Here is an 18,265-nt window from a genome sequence, read left to right as displayed (position 1 = left end):
ATGAGTGCCGTTATGAATGACGAAACAAAGAAAACACTGATCGATCCACTGGTCAATAACAATCCGATTACTCTGCAAGTATTGGGTATCTGCTCTGCCTTGGCGGTGACATCGCAAATGTCTACGTCTTTGATTATGGCAGTGGCATTGACCGCAGTAACCGCTTGTTCGAGTGCCGCGATTAGCTCCATCCGTAACCATATTCCGAGTAGTATTCGTATTATTGTGCAGATGACGATTATCGCTTCACTGGTTATCGTGGTTGACCAAATTCTAAAAGCCTTTGCTTATGAAATCAGTAAGCAATTATCGGTTTTTGTTGGCTTGATTATCACTAACTGTATCGTGATGGGGCGTGCTGAAGCCTATGCTATGAAAAATCCGCCGATGGCGAGTTTTATCGATGGTATTGGTAATGGCTTGGGTTATAGCTTAATCTTGATTATTGTTGCATTTTTTAGAGAACTGCTTGGTTCGGGTAAATTACTGGGTATTGATGTTTTTACCTTAACTAAAGATGGTGGCTGGTATGATCCAAACGGCTTAATGCTATTGCCACCGAGTGCATTTTTTATTATTGGTATTATTATCTGGGTTTTCCGTCAATGGAAGCCTGAGCAAAATGAAGCCGCTGATTTTAAAATTATGGCAATTGCTCATGGTGAAGGAGGGCATCACTAATGGAAGCTTATATTAGTTTGTTTATCAAAGCAGTTTTCATTGAAAACCTGGCTTTGGCATTCTTTCTGGGAATGTGTACCTTTCTTGCGGTATCAAAAAAGATTTCGACAGCGATAGGATTAGGTATTGCGGTAATGGTTGTACAGACTATTACTGTTCCGGTTAATAATATTATTTATCATACATTACTTAAAGAAGATGCTTTGTCATGGATGGGCATTACCGGTGTTGATTTAAGCTTTTTAGCATTATTAAGCTGTATCGGTATGATTGCTGCATTAGTACAAATGCTGGAAATGATTTTAGATAAATTCTTTCCTGCCTTGTATCATGCATTGGGCGTATTTTTACCATTGATCACTGTTAACTGCGCAATTCTGGGTGGTAGTTTGTTTATGATTGAACGAGACTACGACTTCACTCAAAGTGTTGTTTACGGTATCGGTAGTGGTTTTGGCTGGGCACTGGCAATTACTGTAATGGCAGGTGTACGTGAAAAACTAAAATACAGTGATATTCCTAAAGGCCTGGAGGGTCTGGGAATTACATTTATTAGCGCGGGTCTGATGTCACTTGGCTTCATGGCTTTCTCTGGAATTCAACTTTAAGAAGGTATCGTAATGCTAGAGATTGCATTAGGAATTATTATTTTCACGGTGATCGTGATTGCACTGGTATTTATTATTATCGGTGCAAAGAGTCAACTCGTTGCCTCTGGCGATGTGGAAATTCTTATCAATGATGAGAAAAAAATTCATGTTCCAGTCGGTGGTAAATTATTAACCGCACTTGCCGATGTCGGCTTATTTGTCCCGTCTGCCTGTGGTGGTGGTGGAACGTGTGCGCAATGTAAAGTTAAAATCCACTCAGGTGGCGGTGAGATTCTGCCCACTGAATTAGGACATATTACCAAGCGTGAAGCAGCAGAAGGTGAGCGTCTGGCTTGTCAGGTTGCGATTAAGCACGACATGAACATTGAAGTCGAAGACAGTGTCTTCGGGGTTAAAAAATGGGAATGTACAGTTAAATCCAATCACAACGTAGCGACATTTATTAAAGAATTGGTTTTAACTCTGCCTGAGGGTGAAGAAATCAACTATCGGGCAGGTGGCTATATTCAGATTGAATGTCCACCGCATATTGCGAAATATTCTGACTTCGACATAGAAGAAGAATTTCGTGAAGACTGGGATAAGTTTGACTTATGGCGTTATACTTCTGATGTAAAAGAAGATGCTTTGCGTGCATATTCAATGGCTTCTTATCCTGAAGAAAAAGAAATTATGCTCAATGTACGTATCGCTACACCACCACCTGGTGCACCTGATTCAGTACCTCCAGGTATTATGTCATCGTATATCTTTGACCTGAAACCAGGAGATAAATGTATTATTTCAGGTCCTTATGGTGAGTTCTTTGCTAAAGAGACAGATGCTGAAATGGTATTTGTCGGTGGTGGAGCAGGTATGGCACCCATGCGTTCGCATATCTTTGATCAACTGCGTCGCTTAAAATCAAAACGTAAAATGTCATTTTGGTATGGCGCGCGTAGTAAGCGTGAAATGTTCTACGTAGAAGATTTTGATATGTTGGCGGCCGAAAATGATAACTTTGAATGGCATTGTGCTTTGTCTGATGCATTGCCAGAAGATAACTGGGAAGGTTATACCGGTTTTATTCATAATGTCTTGTTTGAAGAGTTTATTAAAAACCATCCAGCTCCAGAGGATTGTGAATTCTACATGTGTGGACCTCCAATCATGAATTCATCAGTGATTAACATGTTGATTGAAAATGGCGTTGAGCCAGAAAATATCATGTTAGATGATTTTGGCGGTTAAATAATGGATGTAGGGTGGGCTAAGCACACCGCTGAAAATCATGGAAACGTAGCTTAGCGAAGTGTTGATTTTTAGTCCCTGATAGGCGACAGGGCAATTCGCTGATTCGACGTGTGCTAGCAGCACGCGAGAGGAGCAAGAATTGCATTCCGAATAGCCGTCCAGCCAGTGAGGTAGTAATGACGAAGCGGCTTTTGTGCGTAGTTGTTGCGGACGCAGGGCGTTCAGGGCATCTCCCATCCGCTGCGTAGGTGAACGAATTATGGCGACAGGAGTCTCGGAATTTCGTGAGGTAGCATGGCGCGCCTGTCTATGCTTCATATGTAACATATACTTACAAAGAATAACAATGAAAAAAATAATCTCTAAACGAGGGTTAAGCTTGAGCTTGATTCTCGTTTTTTTGTTATCAGGCTGTGCAAATAATAGTGTAGAAAAATACCCGTTTAACTTTTCAGGCCCAACGATGGGCACGAGTTTTTCAGTAAAAGCTAGTCAGTTACCCCAGGGCGTTAAGACCTATAGACTAGAGACGCTTATTAAGAATCGCCTGGATGAAATAAATCAGCGTATGTCTACTTATATTAGCGATTCAGAAGTAGCGCTAATTAATAGCTCACCCAATCCCGGAGCTACATTTATAACGCCTGAATTAGAAAAAGTTATGTTGCAGGCTCAGGAAATCAGTGAATTATCCAATGGGGCATTTGATATTACTGTCGCACCACTAGTTAATTTATGGGGCTTTGGTCCTGAGAAGACGGACAATAAGGCACCCAAAGCAGAAGAAATTCAGCAAGTGCTAGAGGTCGTTAATTATAAAAATTTAGTGATCAATAAGCGCATAACAACACTTAGTAAAACCAAACCGGATGTAGCAATCGATTTATCTTCTCTAGCAAAAGGCTATGCTGTCGATGAAGTCGCTAAAGTATTAGATAAGCAGGGCATCACTGATTATATGGTGGAAATTGGTGGTGAGCTGTACTTAAAAGGGAAAAACCTGCAGGGTGAAAACTGGCACATTGCCATTGAGAAGCCTAATGCAGAAAAGCGTGAATTACAGCGAGTTTTACCTATTACAGATATTGCCATGGCAACATCAGGTGATTACCGGAACTTTTTTGAGCAGGATGGCAAGCGTTTTTCGCATACGATAGATCCTCGAACGGGTTATCCAATTACACATAAACTGGCATCTGTGACCGTTTTAAGCGATACTACAATGAAAGCCGATGCCTGGGCGACTGCCTTAATGGTATTGGGTGAGGAAGAGGGGTATAAAATTGCTGAGCAACAAAAGTTGGTAGCCTTTTTTATAATTAAAACTGATCAAGGATTTGTCGAAAAAGAGACCCCTGCATTTTCTGAGCAGACAAAGGTAGAGCAATGATATATTTTTTAGTGACATTTGCGTTTATGCTGATAGTCATTGTGATAATGGCTATCGGTGTAATTTTAGGTCGCAATGCAATTAAAGGCTCATGTGGCGGTACAGGTGCTGGAAATTGTATTTGTGTTGAAAAATGTGATAAAAGAAAGAAAATCGAAGCTGAGGCGGAAGCTGGTTAATAGTTTTATTTCATTAGAGAAGGAGAGGACTATGTTGGCAAAAATTACAGTTGCAGATTATATGACCACGCGGTTAATTAAATTAACTAAAGAGATGACTGGCATTGATGCAATAAAAAAAATTCTTGATCATAAAATTACTGGTGCGCCAGTATTTGATGAACATGATAAAGTGATTGGCATGTTTTCTGAGAAAGATGCCCTGAAAATGGTTCTGGAAGTCGCTTATAATCAGAGCAGCGCTGGAAATGTAACTGAGTATATGACTGCTGATGTGGTTAAGGTCGAAGCCGAAATGAGCATTGTGGACTTGGCTGAAAAATTCCAGAATACCTCGGTCAGAAGTTTTCCAGTGTATCGCGACAAGGATTTGGTCGGCATTATTAGTCGTACCGATATACTGAGAGCCTTAGCAACAACGGCTTACGCTGAAAATCATGGAAACGTAGCTTAGCGAAGTGGTGATTTTTAGTCCCTGATAGGCGACAGGGCAATTCGCTGATTCGACGTGTGCTAGCAGCACGCGAGAGGAGCAAGAATTGCATTCCGAATAGCCGTCCAGCCAGTGAGGTAGTAATGACGAAGCGGCTTTTGTGCGTAGTCGTTGCGGACGCAGGGTGTTCAGGGCATCTCCCATCCGCTGCGTAGGTGAACGAATTATGGCGACAGGAGTCCCGGAATTTCGTGAGGTAGCATGGCGCGCCTGTTCCAGCTCCCTTATGCAAAAAAAATACCATGAAGGCCATGAAGATATTGAAGGAAAAGAATGTCCTTAATGTCCTTCACGAGCTTCATGGTAAAATTGAAATTATAAGAGACACACTACACGTTAATAATTTCCCATAAGCTCTCGCATGTAGATTGTTATCAATTCGCTAGTGAAGAATCTTTTATACTGCGAAAACTTATGCAACTATTAACATATCCTGCTTGATGCTTCACTCTATCTTAACAACATAAGGCAGCAAGATGCGTAAACGAATTATTAGCACTGATAAAAATAACAGGTCGACACCTGATGATGCCTGGTTAGACCTGGAGGCAATTGCAGAAGTAGAAATCAGCTCTGAAGATGTTGCTTACCCAATTGAGTCCGCGCTAATACCGGGACAGTCATCAGGCTGGCGTGCTATTGAACCAGGCCAGCAAGTGATCCGTATAATGTTTGCTACACCGCAAAAACTTACACGTATCTGGTTATGCTTTGCAGAGACGAATGCAGAACGTACTCAGGAATTCAGGATGCGTTGTTCATCCGATAATGGCCAGTCGTTTCAGGAAGTAGTGCGTCAGCAGTGGAATTTTAGCCCATCGGGAGCAATCAGTGAAACCGAAGACTATAGCGTAGAATTTGCTGCAGTGACAGAACTGGAACTAAGTATCAATCCTGACATTAATAACCAGAAAGCTTTTGCTTCATTAGCGCAATTGCGTCTGGCATAGAACCTATGGAGCACAATAGCTTTAGCTATTGTTATTATTAGAAAAAAGCTAAAGCTTTTTTACTCCCGCTGAAAATCATGGAAACGTAGCTTAGCGAAGTGGTGATTTTTAGTCCCTGATAGGCGACAGGCAATTCGCTGATTTGACGTGTGCTAGCAGCACGCGAGAGGAGCAAGAATTGGATTCCGAATAGCCGTCCAGCCAGTGAGGTAGTAATGACGAAGCGGCTTTTGTGCGTAGTCGTTGCGGACGCAGGGCGTTCAGGGCATCTCCCATCCGCTGCGTAGGTGAACGAATTATGGCGACAGGAGTCCCGGAATTTCGTGAGGTAGCATGGCGCGCCTGTGCTATATAATCAATGTTTTTGCTACTTCCCCTTGCTGTTCCTTTACTAACTTAGGCACCAGATACCCAGGCAATACCTGTTGTAATTTCTGATGTAACTTAATTGCCTTTATCTGGCTCATTTCAAAATGTGCAGTCCCCTTCGCCTTATCTAATAAGTGCAAATAATAGGGCAGAACTCCCGTCGTAAACAACTTTTCACTTAACGCTTGCAATACTTGCGCGTTATCATTAATACCTTTGAGCAATACCGATTGATTTAATAAGGTAATATTCGGCTGCTTTAATGCCAGACATGCTGTGATCACCTGCTCACTTAGTTCATGCGCATGATTACAATGCATAACCATAATAACCGGGATGGGTAAGTTATTTAATATTCTAATAAGTTCGGTTGTTACGCGAGTGGACAACACAATAGGCAAGCGCGTGTGGATGCGTATGCGCTTTATATGCGCAATACTAGATAACTTCTGCAGTAAAGCCTTTAGCCTCTGGTCACTTAACAGCAGGGGATCACCCCCGCTTAAAATCACTTCATGAATAGTGGAATTACCCCGGATGTAGTTCAGAGCTATCCCTTCCTTTTGTGTATTCAGTTGTACGTTGGCATACGGAAAGTTACGTCGAAAACAAAAGCGACAATTAATTGCACATCCGCCAGTGATAATTAATAAGACTCTGCCCTGATATTTGTGGATTATGCAATTTTCAGTAATAGCAGCCAAATCACCGACCGGGTCATCCTGAAAATCAACTGGGTTATTCAGTTCATCAGCAATTGGCAAAACCTGCATCAGTAGTGGGTCGCTGGGTTCGCCTTTTTGCATGCAGGCTGCATAACTCAGAGGTACACGCATAGAAAAATCATCCCTGGCCTGAGCTGAATATGCCTTGAAATCCAGCTTTAGATATTGGAGTAAAGCTTCTGGATTGCTAAAGCCTGCAGCCAGGTCTTTTTGCCAGCTAGGTAAGTGTGCTGTCATAATTTAAATATGGAATATTCTACAGAATTCAAATGATGCAAGGTATAATAGCAAAAATTTAAGCGGACATATTAGAGATATAAATGGCGAATTACAGTACAAGTGAGTTCAAGGGTGGATTAAAGTTAATGCTGGATGGTGACCCTTGTTCTATTATCGAGAATGAGATTGTTAAACCGGGAAAAGGGCAGGCTTTTAACCGCGTTAAATTTAGAAACCTAAAAACAGGACGAGTAATTGAACGCACATTTAAGTCAGGTGAATCGCTTGAAGGTGCGGATGTCGTCGAGTTAGATATGCAGTTTTTGTACAATGATGGCGAGTTTTTTCATTTTATGGATCCAGAATCTTTTGACCAGTATCAGGCGGATGAGACTGCGGTTGCCGATGCTAAATTATGGCTAAAAGACCAGGCGATGTGTATTTTAACTTTATGGAATGATGCGCCTATTTCAGTGACTCCGCCTAATTTTGTTGAATTGGAAATAACTGAAACTGACCCTGGTCTAAAAGGTGATACATCAGGTGGTGGCGGTAAGCCAGCGACATTAGAAACTGGGGCTGTGGTGCGTGTGCCATTATTTGTGCAGATCGGCGAAGTAGTTAAGGTAGATACCCGCACTGGGGAATATGTTTCGCGGGCAAAAGCTTAAACTAGATAACTAGTGACAGCAATTCGATAAATAGCAAATGACAATAAGCTGGCAACCTGCTTGCTCGATTGAGATAATCCAGTTACGCGCTAAGTTACTGCATGTAATCAGGCAGTATTTTTATGCTGAAAATGTACTGGAAGTTGAAACGCCAATACTGTGCCATGCGATTGGAACTGACCCGCATTTAGATTTTTTTGCCACCAGTCAACTTTCGGGTAAGCAGCAGGCTTTATATCTGCAAACTTCTCCAGAGTTTGCCATGAAACGCCTGTTAGCTGCACAGACAGGCTCTATTTACCAGATAATCAGGGCATTTAGGAACGGCGAGTCAGGACGTTTGCATAACCCTGAGTTCAGTATGCTGGAGTGGTACCGGGTCGGCTATGACTTAGCGCAACTGATGGATGATGTAGAGCTATTGTTAGACCGATTATTACCCGCTGACCGCTTCGCAGAGCCTGCAGAGCGGATTAGCTATCAACAGGTTTTTCAGCAATACACCGGATTGGATGCACTGCAGTTTGACCGGGGGATCTATAGCCATAGCGCAAAGAGACTGGGGTTTTCAGAGGCGATTAATATCTGTACTGATGATCATGCTACCTGGCTGGATTTTTTATTTAGTCATTGCGTGCAACAGCACTTGGGAGAAACCGGCGTATGTATGGTTTATGATTATCCCGCTTGCCTGCCTTCGCTGGCACGTTTAAATACTGGCAAACCGCTTACTGTGGCACGTGTGGAAGTGTTTATTGATGGTATTGAACTTGCGAATGGCTATCATGAATTAGCCGATGTAAAGCAACAGGAGAGTCGCTTTGATCAGGAGATTGCATTGCGAGAGAAAAATGGGGCTATTGCGGTGAGTAAGGATCTGCACTTTTTAGCGGCGCTACAAAGTGGTCTGCCAGATTGCTCGGGTATCGCCATGGGTATAGACCGATTATTGATGGTTATCAGCCAGAAAAATCATATCGATGAGGTTTTAGCATTTCCTATTGAAAATGCTTAGGAGTGAGGGCTTAAGAGTACCTGCAAGTATGACGCAGGATTTTGGTTTCACAGGCGTGCTAGGAAAACTGGCGCATAGCAGACTACGCAACTATTTTTCTAGTGAGCCGATGGAGTCAAAAGACCAATCAGACTCGGGTATTATTGAATTCTCGCTCCTTAGGGGCCAGTTTTTTGTTTTTACGGATTTTCTTCTGCTACGACTAGTACATGAAATTTAAAGTTTTTCTGCCATTATTTTTGCTGTTATTGTCACTACCTTCCATTGCATATAGTGAAGAGCCGGGCTTTATCGTACAAGATATCCGTGTCACAGGCTTGCAGCGCATATCAGTGGGTACGGTATTCAATTATCTGCCGGTGAATATAGGTGAAAAATTACTGGATAAAAACATCGCACCTGCGATCAGAGCCTTGTTTAAAACCGGGTTCTTCCAGGATATTTCCATGGGGCGTGAAGGTGACGTATTACTGGTCGAAGTGCAGGAGCGTCCTTCCATCGCTGAAATCGAGATAGAAGGTAATGATGATCTGAAAACTGAAGATTTATTAACCGCATTAACGACTATTGGGCTGGCTAAAGGCAAGGTGTTTAACCGGCAAATACTGGATAAAGTAGAACAGGAATTACGCCGTCAGTATTTTAGTCATGGTAAATATAGCTTAAAAATTGATACCAATGTTTTGCCGCTGGAAAGAAACAGGGTCAGTATCAATATCAATATATCAGAAGGTGTGGTCGCAAAAATAAAGTCTGTCAACATAATTGGTAACAAAGTTTTCTCCGAAAAGGACTTAATAAAGAATTTTGAATTAAGCGTCACTGGCTGGCTGTCTTTTTATACCAAAGATGATCAATACTCCAAGCAAAAACTATCTGCCGATTTAGAGCGCTTACGCTCCTACTATCTGGATCGTGGTTATATTAACTTTAATATCAAATCTACCCAGGTTTCGATTACACCGGATAAAAAAGATATTTATGTGGTGGTGAATATCGAAGAGGGCGACTTGTTTACTCTGGGCAGTGTTAAGCTCAGCGGTAATCTAGTAGTCGATCCTGAAGAGCTAATTGCTCTGCTACTGGTGGGGCCGACTGAAGTTTTTTCACGGAAAAATGCAACTCTGACCTCGAAGGCAATTTCTGATCGGCTGGGAGAAGAAGGCTATGCATTTGCCAATGTCAATATGGTGCCGGATATTCATAACGACACTAAAATTGTCGATATGACATTTTTTGTAGACCCTGCTAATCGTGCCTATGTTAGGCGTATTAGCATGCATGGTAATACTAAAACCCGCGACGCAGTGCTGCGCAGAGAGATGCGTCAGATGGAAGGGGCTTGGGCATCGTCACTTAAAATCGAGCGCTCTAAAGCACGCTTAAATCGCCTAGGCTATTTTGAAAATGTTGGTATAGAAACACCTAAAGTGCCAGGTACGCGTGACCAGCTAGACTTAAACTTTGCAGTGACTGAAAAATCCTCGGGTAATCTAATGGCCGGTATTGGTTATTCGCAAACCCAGGGAATTATCTATAATGCCAGTGTGACTCAGGACAATATCTTTGGTTCGGGTAAGCGAGTCAGTGTTAATTTTAATAAAAGTAATGTTTCGACGCTCTATAGCCTTGGTTTCACTAATCCCTATTTTACACGGGACGGGGTTAGTCTAGGTTATAACTTCCTATTTAAAACAACTGATGCACAACAAGCTAATATTTCAAATTATTTAACTGACGTGATCAGTGGTGGGTTTAACTTTGGTTTTCCACTTAATGAAAACCAACGATTTAGTCTTGGTTTTAATATTAAACATACCAAACTTAAGCAGGGGCAATTTTCTCCTCCTGAACTACCGGTCTGGATTGCTGCAAATGGGGATAGTTTTTTAAACTTTCCTTTATCTATGGGATGGGTGCGTGATACGCTGAATAAAGCTATTTTTCCAACGGTAGGTAGTCAACAACGTGTTTCAGGTTTAGTGACAATTCCGGGCAGTGATTTGACCTATTATAAAGTGAGTGCAAAAGATCAGCATTATTTTCCTCTCGCAAAAGACCTGGTTTTAAAATTGATGGCTTCTGTTGCTTATGGTAATGGCTATGGAGACACTGAGACTTTGCCTTTCTTTGAGAATTATTTTGCGGGTGGAGTGAACTCGGTTCGAGGCTGGAGGCAAAATACTATAGGACCGCGTGATCACTGTAATGGGACTTGTGATCTAAATGATGGTTCTCAACCCAGACCTTATGGGGGTAATATTAAAATGATAGGAAACACGGAACTTATTTTTCCTATCCCTTTTATGCCCGATGTTGACTCGGTTCGAATCATGGCCTTTTTTGATATAGGGTCGATTCAAGGCCCTTATATTCAGAAAAAATCGGATGAAAGTTTTGATACTGTAAAACCTGGTTTTTCATTTAAGGATTTCAGATATTCAACCGGGATAGCAGCCAAATGGTTATCACCTTTTGGTGCTTTACAGGTCAGTTATGCAATTCCTCTGAATGCTCAACCAGGTGATCAGCTGCAATCATTTCAATTCAATTTTGGCTCGCAGTTTTAATGTATTATTGTAACTAGGGTTAGATTTTTTTGCATTGTAACAAAACGTAACCCAGCACCTTCGGATATATGCAATATGCTGGGTTACGTTATCAGCGCTGCGCTTGATAATCTAGCCCAGCCTACGATACTAAGAAACGAGAAAATACACTTATGCAAACAGTCTTAATCACCGGCGCAAATCGAGGCCTGGGTCTGGAATTTAGCCGTCAATATGCACAGGCTGGCTGGCATGTTATCGCTTGCTGTCGTAATCCTGAATCAGCAACGGCATTAGCGCAATTGGCAGGTCACTCTAAGCACCTGCGTATCGTCCAGCTAGATGTACAGAATCATCAGCAAATAGACGCACTTGCAGCAGAGTTAAAAGACGTAACTATAGATATATTAATCTCCAATGCGGGTGTTTATGGTGAACGTTATGGGCTGGGTGCTATTGATTATCAGCACTGGCAAACTGCGATGGAAGTCAATGTGTTTGGCGCTTTAAAACTGGCTGAAGTTTTTGCTGGCAATCTGGCTTTAAGTGAGCAAGGGCTGTTTGTTGCCATTAGTAGCTTAATGGGTAGCATGGCAGATAATAGCAGTGGTGGCAGTTATATTCATCGCTCCAGCAAAGCTGCGCTAAATGCTGCGATGAAAAGCCTGTCATTTGATTTTCGCCAACAGGGAACCGGCGTACTTATCTTTCATCCTGGCTGGGTCAGAACCGATATGGGTGGTCCGCATGGTTTGATAGATGTGGATGAAAGCATCGCTGGCATGAGGCGGGTGATGCAGAAATTCGAACTGTCGCAAACCGGCAGCTTTATTAAATATAATGGACTGCCTATGCCCTGGTAAGTTGAAGGCGTACAAGCAATGAATAATAAACTGATTGCTTTATTTCCACTAACCGCAATGCTATGTTCTGTTATTGCCTACTTATATCCGGCAAACTTTGTCGCGGCCAAAAGTGCGATTATCCCATTGCTCGCCGTGGTTATGTTCTTAATGGGCATGACCCTGAACTGGCAGAATTTTAGGGCAGCACTAAAGCAGCCGCTGGTTATCCTGCTCACCCTTGGCATACAATTTACCTTTATGCCCTTGTTTGCCTATCTACTGGCACAGGCACAGGAATTGTCCACAGCGCAAACCATAGACATGGTGCTAGTAGGTTGCAGTGCGGGAGGCACAGCCTCAAACGCTGAAAATCATGGAAACGTAGCTTAGCGAAGTGGTGATTTTTAGTCCCTGATAGGCGACAGGGCAATTCGCTGATTCGACGTGTGCTAGCAGCACGCGAGAGGAGCAAGAATTGCATTCCGAATAGCCGTCCAGCCAGTGAGGTAGTAATGACGAAGCGGTTTTTGTGCGTAGTCGTTGCGGATGCAGGGCGTTCAGGGCATCTCCCATCCGCTGCGTAGGTGAACGAATTATGGCGACAGGAGTCCCGGAATTTCGTGAGGTAGCATGGCGCGCCTGTGTTATCTGTTATTTGGCTAAGGGGAATGTTGCCTTATCTATCTTAATGACCATGGCATCAACTCTGTGTGCAGTGCTGGCGATGCCGCTATTACTCGATGTTCAAGTTTTCAGCTATAACTGGGCTAAGAAAAGTAAATTTTTCCGGCTTTGTTTCATAAGTGATTGATTTACAATGATGTTGATGCTTTCTTTGTCAGTAAGATTATCAATAAAATCAATCAGTTAAAAAACTTGAACATCCGCTGAAAATCCTGGAAACGGAGCTTTAGCGAAGTGAAGACTTTTAGTCCGCGATAGCCGTAGGGCCGTTGTTTTGTCGGAGTCTGAGCGTTAGCGAAGGTGGAGACAAAATAAAAGGCCATCCGACACGGCGTCAAGTCATTTGGAGCCTATGTTCCGACCCCTTGTTGGGTCGGGACGAGGTGACGAGGACGAATCGGGGCCGCCGGAGGCATAAGTGGTCGCGTTAAGTTTTTGCTGCTTGCTTGGGCTGGGATGCCCAAAACAAGCTTTCGCAAAAATAGCGACTCCCCGAGAGTATTAAGTTATCTGTACCTGAACCAGAGTGTCGAGGTGCCAGTGGCAAGCATGATGCGCAGTATCTTGCTAATTGTATTATTGCCGGTGCTGGCGGGTACTACGATTAACTCGTTTTACGCACACTTAACTCATAAGCTGAAGTTTCCCAATTATTGAGTAGCTGAAATACACAATGCTGGTGTATCGAGGTTTATTTTAGGTGGTTTTATAGCAAACCCCTACTTAATTCCCCTTAGGCAATAGCATTTGAAACGAATGAAAAGACTATTTTTTTTCATATAGTTGTAGCATAGTTTCAATTTTACCATAAATAATTATTGGGAAACTTCAGCTCATAAGCTGCTGGGGTTTTTTCCAGTATGGCGATCGTGCTTATTATTGCGATTATCGTTGCTTTAAACCAGCAAAATATTGCCACGCTTGCGTTGCCGGTTATTGTTGCAGTAGCGCTGCATAATTTACTCGGTATGACAGTAGGTTACTTTATTCCAAGATTATTAAAATATGATGCAGTTACCTGCCGCACGGTTAGCATAGAGGTCGGTATGCAAAATTCAGGACTCAGTGTTGCATTGGCAATGCAATATTTTTCTGCCGCAGCGGCACTGCCTGGGGCAATATTTAGTATCTGGCATAATATTTCCGGCTCGTTATTAGCGGTGTACTGGCGAGGCAAACAATAACCTAGTACAATTCAATTAGCTGATACCTGTGCCGCCAGGTTTTTTTGTACATAAGCATTTAATGAGAGACTTGGCTATCGGAAGCCGGTTTAATATTCTCTCTAGGTTAAGGTGCAATAATGTACTGTACGATCGTCCAGAAAAAAGAAAACCCAAGCAGAGGGGGCGGAATAAAAAGTACGGGCAGCGTCTGGGGTCAGCCACAGACATGGCAAAAACAGTACAACAAAAGGCCCGATCGTATACCGTGAATCTCTATGGAAAACAGCGTGAAGTCAGGGCTTATAGTCGCGTTGTCATGCTGAAAACATTGAAACGACCCGTTCAGGTTGTCTGGGTGTTTCGTCGCACACAGTGGATTGCTTTGTTTACGACCGATCTAAGTTTATCCGTCACACAGATTATTGAGTATTATGGTGCGCGATGGAAAATCGAATCCGGGTTCAAAGAGCTCAAGCAAGACATAGGGAGTCAGAAAAGTCAGTGTCGAAATGCGCAGGCAGTGACCAACCATTTGAACTTCTGTATGATGGCAACAACGCTGACGTGGATTTACGCGGGTCGTTTAAAAACCGATCCGGAACGTCGGCACAAAGTGAAGGGGCGAGCCAGTTTCGCCTTTTCAGATATCCGCCGCATCATTGCCGAAGCGGCTTTGGAACCGGATTTTGAAAGGGTTTGCCCCAAATACAGCAGCTCCCCTGTAAATTCGGTGGTAGCCGTTTTATTGCGAATGGTTGCTTGATGAATTTCTAAGAAACTTCAGTTTACAGTGCTTTATGAGCTCTCTTGTGGCGAGGTTAGTTTCACGGCCTCAATTGACAGGAGAACACTGATGATTGCTTTAGAGGTTAAGAATATTATTTTTCTACATCCAGACTTTTTAATGATAAATCGTATCAAGCTGATTAGAAAGTAATAATCATATCCATAGCAAATTCGACTTGATCATTGCCAGTATTACCATTAAATACTTTTTCATCAGCCCAGTCTAAGCGAAGTTCCGGGCGTAGTTTAAGCCAGGGAAGTGGCGTGTAGTTGACACCGAAAGAGGCAGCAAGGTAATTTGCGCCAACTGCATTTACTTTTTGCGCACCGCCTTTGTCATTAAACCATTCTGCACGTAGTCCAACGCTAAGTTCATCCATTATGTCGTAGACAAAATATTGGTTAATACCAAACCAGTTACCGGCACTTACAGGACCATTTCCATTAGGAGAAATCCTTGTAGTACCTCTCGTTGTACCAAAGTCATGTTGAAATACATAATGGAAATTTTCGGTGAAGTCATGGGTTGCAACAATGCTGTACATGGTTCTATTGCTAGCCTCTGTGTCGCTAATGTCTCCACTGATTAATTGCACTGTTACAGATGTAGCCTGGCTATCACTCGTCCAGCTAGTGCCCCCTAGAAAACTCCACGCGCCAGCATAATCAGTCATATTATCCCAGCCCATCACTGCTCCACCATTGACATACCAGTTATCATCGATATCATAGCTAAGCAAGGCACCTGTATGGGTAAATGGTTCGCCATAGTTCATGGTATAGGCATGTGAATAGAAGAAATTATCAGGTGATGGGACGACTTCATAGCCGATCGTGGTGTAGAAATGTCCTAGTTTAGCGGTAACGCCATTGCCTAAAGGTGCGTAGACTTCCATATATAATTGTGGCATTGCTATATTGTAGTAGCCACCTGCATTATTAACCCACCATGCATCATCCCAGCCAGATGCCTGGGTATTGTTGGCATCAGCCCCATACAAGAAATCCATGCGCATACCAACATCCCATTTGTCGCCTTTGGTGACTGCTCGTTCAATATAGAAGTTTAGCTGATTGAAGACGACTTCATTAACACGGTCATTGAATTGAATGGGTGAATTATTAAAGGCTCCGCCATTAGCTGATTTGCCGCCATTTGTATTACCGGTAATACCTGCAGATGCCCACATGCCCACTTTAAAGCCTGTGTCTTGCATAAAAGCAGTGTCATTGATAAGGCCTGTAAATAGGCTGTCAGACGTTAGCAGGTAATGAAAATCATCAGCAGCAACTACTTGCAGGCTTGCTGTGAGCAGCGCGCTACTGAGTAGAGTACGCTTAAATATTTGTTTCTTGTTCATAGGTCGTTAAGTCCTAGTTTTTATTAAAAAATACTGCATTATCTTACAGGTGTCACATATCTTAGTCTAGCAAGCATTAATAATGCCACTTGTAATAAAGCACTGTAAGTCATAAAGATAGGAGGTGAAGGCGAATATTGGATTTGTCTGTTTGCACCAAAGTAGAGCAATAAGTTCCATTATGAGGCGGCCCATTAGTTATACTTCGCGCGGTCACGGATGCGGAATTTATAGTGCACTGATTTTTGTCGAGGGCAAGGCGCTAAAACAGGCGCATAGCTGGCTACGCAACTGTTTTAGCAACGCCGCTATTGGCAAAAACTCAGTCGTTAGAAATCCGCAGTTGTGACCGCGCGAAGTATATATTCAGGGGGGATCTTTTGCAGTACGAAACTTAGGTAAAACGCAATAAATAACCTACCAATATTGCGCGGGATTTTTGTTCGCCTTCAAGGCGTAGAAAGAGGTGAATAGCCGGCTATGTAACTATTCCTACAACGCAGAAGACGGACAAAAAGACAGGCAAGGTGGGTGGGTTATTTGTTGCGAGCTACCTTAGGCAGTCTAACGAAAAAAACTACTAACCTTTCTTGCCTTTTTACTCCTGACTAAACGACCTCTATCGTTACTTAGAATGACTGTGCTCCTCTTGAGATAGTTGTCCAGAATCAAATTTTCTTCGCAATCTTGGTAACTTTATTCCGTCAAGCTGCATTAATACTAAGACCTTAAGGGCTGAAATATAAAACCAGCTGACTGACAATCGCTGAAAATCATGGAAACGTAGCTTAGCGAAGTGGTGATTTTTAGTCCCTGATAGGCGACAGGGCAATTCGCTGATTCGACGTGTGCTAGCAGCACGCGAGAGGAGCAAGAATTGCATTCCGAATAGCCGTCCAGCCAGTGAGGTAGTAATGACGAAGCGGCTTTTGTGCGTAGTCGTTGCGGACGCAGGGCGTTCAGAGCATCTCCCATCCGCTGCGTAGGTGAGCGAATTATGGCGACAGGAGTCCCGGAATTTCGTGAGGTAGCATGGCGCGCCTGGGTTCAAAGTTATAATCATACTGAAAAAGTAGAATATATCGGTTTATAGTAGTAAATTAGAAAATATGCTGCGAGCAATGTATAAGGTTGGTGCTGTTAAATGTCCAAATATTAAACAGGGTTACATGGAGTTGCGCATCATTTTGGTGCGATTATTTCAGCTGAGTTAACACAGAGTTGTTAGCGAAATATTAAAAACACTTTAAAAACAATGGTATAAATCTTTGGCATGGGCTGTGCTTGTTGTTAAGTGTTAAATGAATTGTTAATTAACGGAGACATAAATGAAATTGATTACCGCAATTGTTAAACCCTTTAAACTGGATGATGTGCGTGAGGCCTTGTCTGATGTAGGTATAGCAGGAGTAACCGTAACCGAAGTTAAAGGCTTTGGTCGTCAGAAAGGCCATACAGAGCTGTACCGTGGCGCTGAATATGTTGTAGGTTTTTTACCTAAAGCAAAAATTGAAGTGGCAGTGTCCGACGAAATACTGGATCAGGCAATAGAAACAATTGCTACTGCGGCTAATACGGGAAAAATTGGTGATGGCAAAATATTTGTCACCAATCTGGAACAGGTGATTAGAATCCGTACTGGTGAAACCGGTAATGAAGCAATATAACTATTAGATAAAGTGAGAGTGTAAAGTGGAAAAATTAATAGAATTAAGCTACGCATTAGATACGTTTTATTTCTTAACTGAAGTTTCTTAGAAATTCATCAAGCAACCATTCGTAATAAAACGGCTACCACCGAATTTACAGGGGAGCTGCTGTATTTGGGGCAAACCCTTTCAAAATCCGGATCCAAAGCCGCTTCGTCAATGATGCGGCGGATATCTGAAAAGGCGAAACTGGCTCGCCCCTTCACTTTGTGCCGACGTTCTGGATCGGTTTTTAAACGATCCGCGTAAATCCACGTCAGCGTTGTTGCCATCATACAGAAGTTCAAATGGTTGGTCACTGCCTGCGCATTTCGACACTGACTTTTCTGACTCCCTATGTCTTGCTTGAGCTCTTTGAATCCGGATTCGATTTTCCATCGCGCACCATAATACTCAATAATCTGTGTGACGGATAAACTTAGATCGGTCGTAAACAAAGCAATCCACTGTGTGCGACGAAACACCCAGACAACCTGAACGGGTCGTTTCAATGTTTTCAGCATGACAACGCGACTATAAGCCCTGACTTCACGCTGTTTTCCGTAGAGATTCACGGTATACGATCGGGCCTTTTGTTGTACTATTTTTGCCATGTCTGTGGCTGACCCCAGACGCTGCACGTACTTTTT

Annotated in this window: 28 protein-coding genes and 2 pseudogenes; 20 read left to right on the top strand and 10 right to left on the bottom strand. The window is 42.7% G+C overall.

Translation table 11 applies throughout. The annotated features are described in order from the left end of the window. Genes K6984_RS23865 through nqrF form a run of 3 tightly spaced genes read left to right on the top strand, consistent with a single transcriptional unit; the run spans position 1 to position 2,522 of the window. Positions 1-681, top strand: coding sequence for an NADH:ubiquinone reductase (Na(+)-transporting) subunit D (locus tag K6984_RS23865; RefSeq protein WP_221897716.1), 681 nt, complete (start codon positions 1-3; stop codon positions 679-681). After that, the gene (gene nqrE, locus K6984_RS23860; RefSeq protein WP_221897715.1) at positions 681-1,289 is read left to right on the top strand and encodes an NADH:ubiquinone reductase (Na(+)-transporting) subunit E; all 609 of its coding nucleotides are present in this window, start codon (positions 681-683) and stop codon (positions 1,287-1,289) included. Before K6984_RS23865 ends, nqrE begins: the two co-directional genes overlap by 1 nt. 12 nt (positions 1,290-1,301) lie before the next feature. Beyond that, positions 1,302-2,522 (top strand): NADH:ubiquinone reductase (Na(+)-transporting) subunit F, encoded by a 1,221-nt coding sequence (gene nqrF / locus K6984_RS23855; protein ID WP_221897714.1) that lies wholly within the window; start codon positions 1,302-1,304, stop codon positions 2,520-2,522. Here nqrF and K6984_RS23850 read toward each other — a convergent pair. Beyond that, positions 2,502-2,762 (bottom strand): hypothetical protein, encoded by a 261-nt coding sequence (locus tag K6984_RS23850; RefSeq protein ID WP_221897713.1) that lies wholly within the window; start codon positions 2,760-2,762, stop codon positions 2,502-2,504. The genes nqrF and K6984_RS23850 overlap by 21 nt on opposite strands. Here K6984_RS23850 and K6984_RS23845 point away from each other — a divergent pair. From K6984_RS23845 to K6984_RS23835, 3 genes are read left to right on the top strand one after another with little or no spacing between them, the layout of a single operon-like run. Then, on the top strand, positions 2,719-3,915 hold the full coding sequence (locus tag K6984_RS23845) for an FAD:protein FMN transferase (RefSeq protein WP_230988272.1): 1,197 nt from the start codon (positions 2,719-2,721) through the stop codon (positions 3,913-3,915). The two genes, K6984_RS23850 and K6984_RS23845, sit on opposite strands and share 44 nt — an antisense overlap. Next, positions 3,912-4,094 (top strand): (Na+)-NQR maturation NqrM, encoded by a 183-nt coding sequence (gene nqrM, locus K6984_RS23840; protein WP_221897712.1) that lies wholly within the window; start codon positions 3,912-3,914, stop codon positions 4,092-4,094. The genes K6984_RS23845 and nqrM overlap by 4 nt, the downstream gene beginning before the upstream one ends. Before the next feature lie 31 nt (positions 4,095-4,125). After that, the gene (locus K6984_RS23835; RefSeq protein WP_221897711.1) at positions 4,126-4,548 is read left to right on the top strand and encodes a CBS domain-containing protein; all 423 of its coding nucleotides are present in this window, start codon (positions 4,126-4,128) and stop codon (positions 4,546-4,548) included. Here K6984_RS23835 and K6984_RS23830 read toward each other — a convergent pair. Further along, complete coding sequence (locus tag K6984_RS23830; protein ID WP_221897710.1) at positions 4,504-4,731, bottom strand: hypothetical protein; 228 nt, start codon at positions 4,729-4,731, stop codon at positions 4,504-4,506. The two genes, K6984_RS23835 and K6984_RS23830, sit on opposite strands and share 45 nt — an antisense overlap. Here K6984_RS23830 and K6984_RS23825 point away from each other — a divergent pair. After that, a complete protein-coding gene (locus K6984_RS23825; protein ID WP_221897709.1) occupies positions 4,688-4,870 on the top strand; it encodes a hypothetical protein in 183 nt (60 codons plus the stop codon). The two genes, K6984_RS23830 and K6984_RS23825, sit on opposite strands and share 44 nt — an antisense overlap. A 193-nt stretch (positions 4,871-5,063) precedes the next feature. Then, complete coding sequence (locus K6984_RS23820) at positions 5,064-5,537, top strand: carbohydrate-binding protein (RefSeq protein WP_221897708.1); 474 nt, start codon at positions 5,064-5,066, stop codon at positions 5,535-5,537. Between the two features lie 108 nt (positions 5,538-5,645). Here the strand turns inward: K6984_RS23820 and K6984_RS23815 are convergent, their stop codons facing one another. Beyond that, entirely contained in the window at positions 5,646-5,813 is a 168-nt protein-coding gene (locus tag K6984_RS23815; protein WP_221897707.1) for a hypothetical protein, read from the bottom strand. On the opposite strand from K6984_RS23815, the gene K6984_RS34745 reads away from it, so the two are divergent. Beyond that, on the top strand, positions 5,770-5,892 hold the full coding sequence (locus K6984_RS34745; RefSeq protein WP_263458860.1) for a hypothetical protein: 123 nt from the start codon (positions 5,770-5,772) through the stop codon (positions 5,890-5,892). The genes K6984_RS23815 and K6984_RS34745 overlap by 44 nt on opposite strands. Here K6984_RS34745 and epmB read toward each other — a convergent pair. Further along, the gene (epmB, locus tag K6984_RS23810; protein ID WP_221897706.1) at positions 5,885-6,868 is read right to left on the bottom strand and encodes an EF-P beta-lysylation protein EpmB; all 984 of its coding nucleotides are present in this window, start codon (positions 6,866-6,868) and stop codon (positions 5,885-5,887) included. The genes K6984_RS34745 and epmB overlap by 8 nt on opposite strands. 83 nt (positions 6,869-6,951) lie before the next feature. Here epmB and efp point away from each other — a divergent pair, with 83 nt between their 5' ends. The 5 genes from efp to K6984_RS23785 all read left to right on the top strand — a co-directional run bounded on the left by efp (position 6,952) and on the right by K6984_RS23785 (position 12,320). After that, positions 6,952-7,521 (top strand): elongation factor P, encoded by a 570-nt coding sequence (gene efp, locus K6984_RS23805; RefSeq protein WP_221897705.1) that lies wholly within the window; start codon positions 6,952-6,954, stop codon positions 7,519-7,521. 37 nt (positions 7,522-7,558) lie between these two features. Next, positions 7,559-8,536 (top strand): EF-P lysine aminoacylase EpmA, encoded by a 978-nt coding sequence (gene epmA / locus K6984_RS23800; RefSeq protein WP_221897704.1) that lies wholly within the window; start codon positions 7,559-7,561, stop codon positions 8,534-8,536. A 209-nt stretch (positions 8,537-8,745) separates the two neighbouring features. Further along, entirely contained in the window at positions 8,746-11,106 is a 2,361-nt protein-coding gene (gene bamA, locus K6984_RS23795) for an outer membrane protein assembly factor BamA (RefSeq protein WP_221897703.1), read from the top strand. A 152-nt stretch (positions 11,107-11,258) separates the two neighbouring features. Continuing rightward, on the top strand, positions 11,259-11,948 hold the full coding sequence (locus tag K6984_RS23790) for an SDR family oxidoreductase (protein WP_221897702.1): 690 nt from the start codon (positions 11,259-11,261) through the stop codon (positions 11,946-11,948). 18 nt (positions 11,949-11,966) lie between these two features. Further along, complete coding sequence (locus K6984_RS23785; protein ID WP_221897701.1) at positions 11,967-12,320, top strand: hypothetical protein; 354 nt, start codon at positions 11,967-11,969, stop codon at positions 12,318-12,320. Here the strand turns inward: K6984_RS23785 and K6984_RS23780 are convergent. Continuing rightward, positions 12,288-12,503: a hypothetical protein gene (locus K6984_RS23780; RefSeq protein WP_221897700.1), complete on the bottom strand. Its 216-nt coding sequence runs from the start codon at positions 12,501-12,503 to the stop codon at positions 12,288-12,290. The two genes, K6984_RS23785 and K6984_RS23780, sit on opposite strands and share 33 nt — an antisense overlap. Between K6984_RS23780 and K6984_RS36560 the strand changes: the two genes are divergently transcribed. Next, a complete protein-coding gene (locus K6984_RS36560; protein ID WP_420831706.1) occupies positions 12,460-12,741 on the top strand; it encodes a hypothetical protein in 282 nt (93 codons plus the stop codon). The two genes, K6984_RS23780 and K6984_RS36560, sit on opposite strands and share 44 nt — an antisense overlap. 52 nt (positions 12,742-12,793) lie before the next feature. Here K6984_RS36560 and K6984_RS23770 read toward each other — a convergent pair whose 3' ends face one another. Both K6984_RS23770 and K6984_RS34740 read right to left on the bottom strand, forming a co-directional pair. After that, a complete protein-coding gene (locus tag K6984_RS23770; RefSeq protein WP_221897699.1) occupies positions 12,794-12,937 on the bottom strand; it encodes a hypothetical protein in 144 nt (47 codons plus the stop codon). A gap of 27 nt (positions 12,938-12,964) precedes the next feature. Further along, the gene (locus K6984_RS34740; protein WP_263458596.1) at positions 12,965-13,093 is read right to left on the bottom strand and encodes a hypothetical protein; all 129 of its coding nucleotides are present in this window, start codon (positions 13,091-13,093) and stop codon (positions 12,965-12,967) included. Between K6984_RS34740 and K6984_RS36555 the strand changes: the two genes are divergently transcribed. From K6984_RS36555 to K6984_RS23760, 3 genes and pseudogenes are all read left to right on the top strand, one after another. Then, positions 13,071-13,271, top strand: a complete 201-nt coding sequence (locus tag K6984_RS36555; protein ID WP_420831705.1) for a hypothetical protein — start codon at positions 13,071-13,073, stop codon at positions 13,269-13,271. The two genes, K6984_RS34740 and K6984_RS36555, sit on opposite strands and share 23 nt — an antisense overlap. Before the next feature lie 197 nt (positions 13,272-13,468). Further along, positions 13,469-13,798, top strand: a pseudogene (locus K6984_RS23765) (bile acid:sodium symporter family protein); the annotation flags it as partial. Positions 13,799-13,817: 19 nt separating this feature from the next. Then, a pseudogene (locus K6984_RS23760) lies at positions 13,818-14,543 on the top strand (IS701 family transposase); the annotation flags it as partial. A gap of 163 nt (positions 14,544-14,706) precedes the next feature. On the opposite strand, the gene K6984_RS23755 reads toward K6984_RS23760, so the two are convergent. Together K6984_RS23755 and K6984_RS23750 are read right to left on the bottom strand one after the other, a co-directional pair. Continuing rightward, positions 14,707-15,927 (bottom strand): porin, encoded by a 1,221-nt coding sequence (locus K6984_RS23755; RefSeq protein WP_221897696.1) that lies wholly within the window; start codon positions 15,925-15,927, stop codon positions 14,707-14,709. 720 nt (positions 15,928-16,647) lie between these two features. Continuing rightward, positions 16,648-16,902: a hypothetical protein gene (locus tag K6984_RS23750; protein ID WP_221897695.1), complete on the bottom strand. Its 255-nt coding sequence runs from the start codon at positions 16,900-16,902 to the stop codon at positions 16,648-16,650. Here K6984_RS23750 and K6984_RS23745 point away from each other — a divergent pair. Further along, on the top strand, positions 16,859-17,020 hold the full coding sequence (locus K6984_RS23745; RefSeq protein WP_221897694.1) for a hypothetical protein: 162 nt from the start codon (positions 16,859-16,861) through the stop codon (positions 17,018-17,020). The genes K6984_RS23750 and K6984_RS23745 overlap by 44 nt on opposite strands. A 235-nt stretch (positions 17,021-17,255) precedes the next feature. Further along, positions 17,256-17,594, top strand: a complete 339-nt coding sequence (gene glnK, locus K6984_RS23740; protein WP_221897693.1) for a P-II family nitrogen regulator — start codon at positions 17,256-17,258, stop codon at positions 17,592-17,594. A 98-nt stretch (positions 17,595-17,692) separates the two neighbouring features. On the opposite strand, the gene K6984_RS23735 is transcribed toward glnK, so the two are convergent. Next, on the bottom strand, positions 17,693-18,265 hold a 573-nt coding region (locus K6984_RS23735), incomplete at its 5' end, for a transposase (RefSeq protein ID WP_230988271.1).

The organism is Bathymodiolus japonicus methanotrophic gill symbiont (assembly GCF_019721995.1).
Classification (GTDB): domain Bacteria; phylum Pseudomonadota; class Gammaproteobacteria; order Methylococcales; family Methylomonadaceae; genus Methyloprofundus.
The sequence above is the reverse complement of the archived record's forward strand: the minus strand, read 5'-3'. Positions and strand labels throughout refer to the sequence as shown.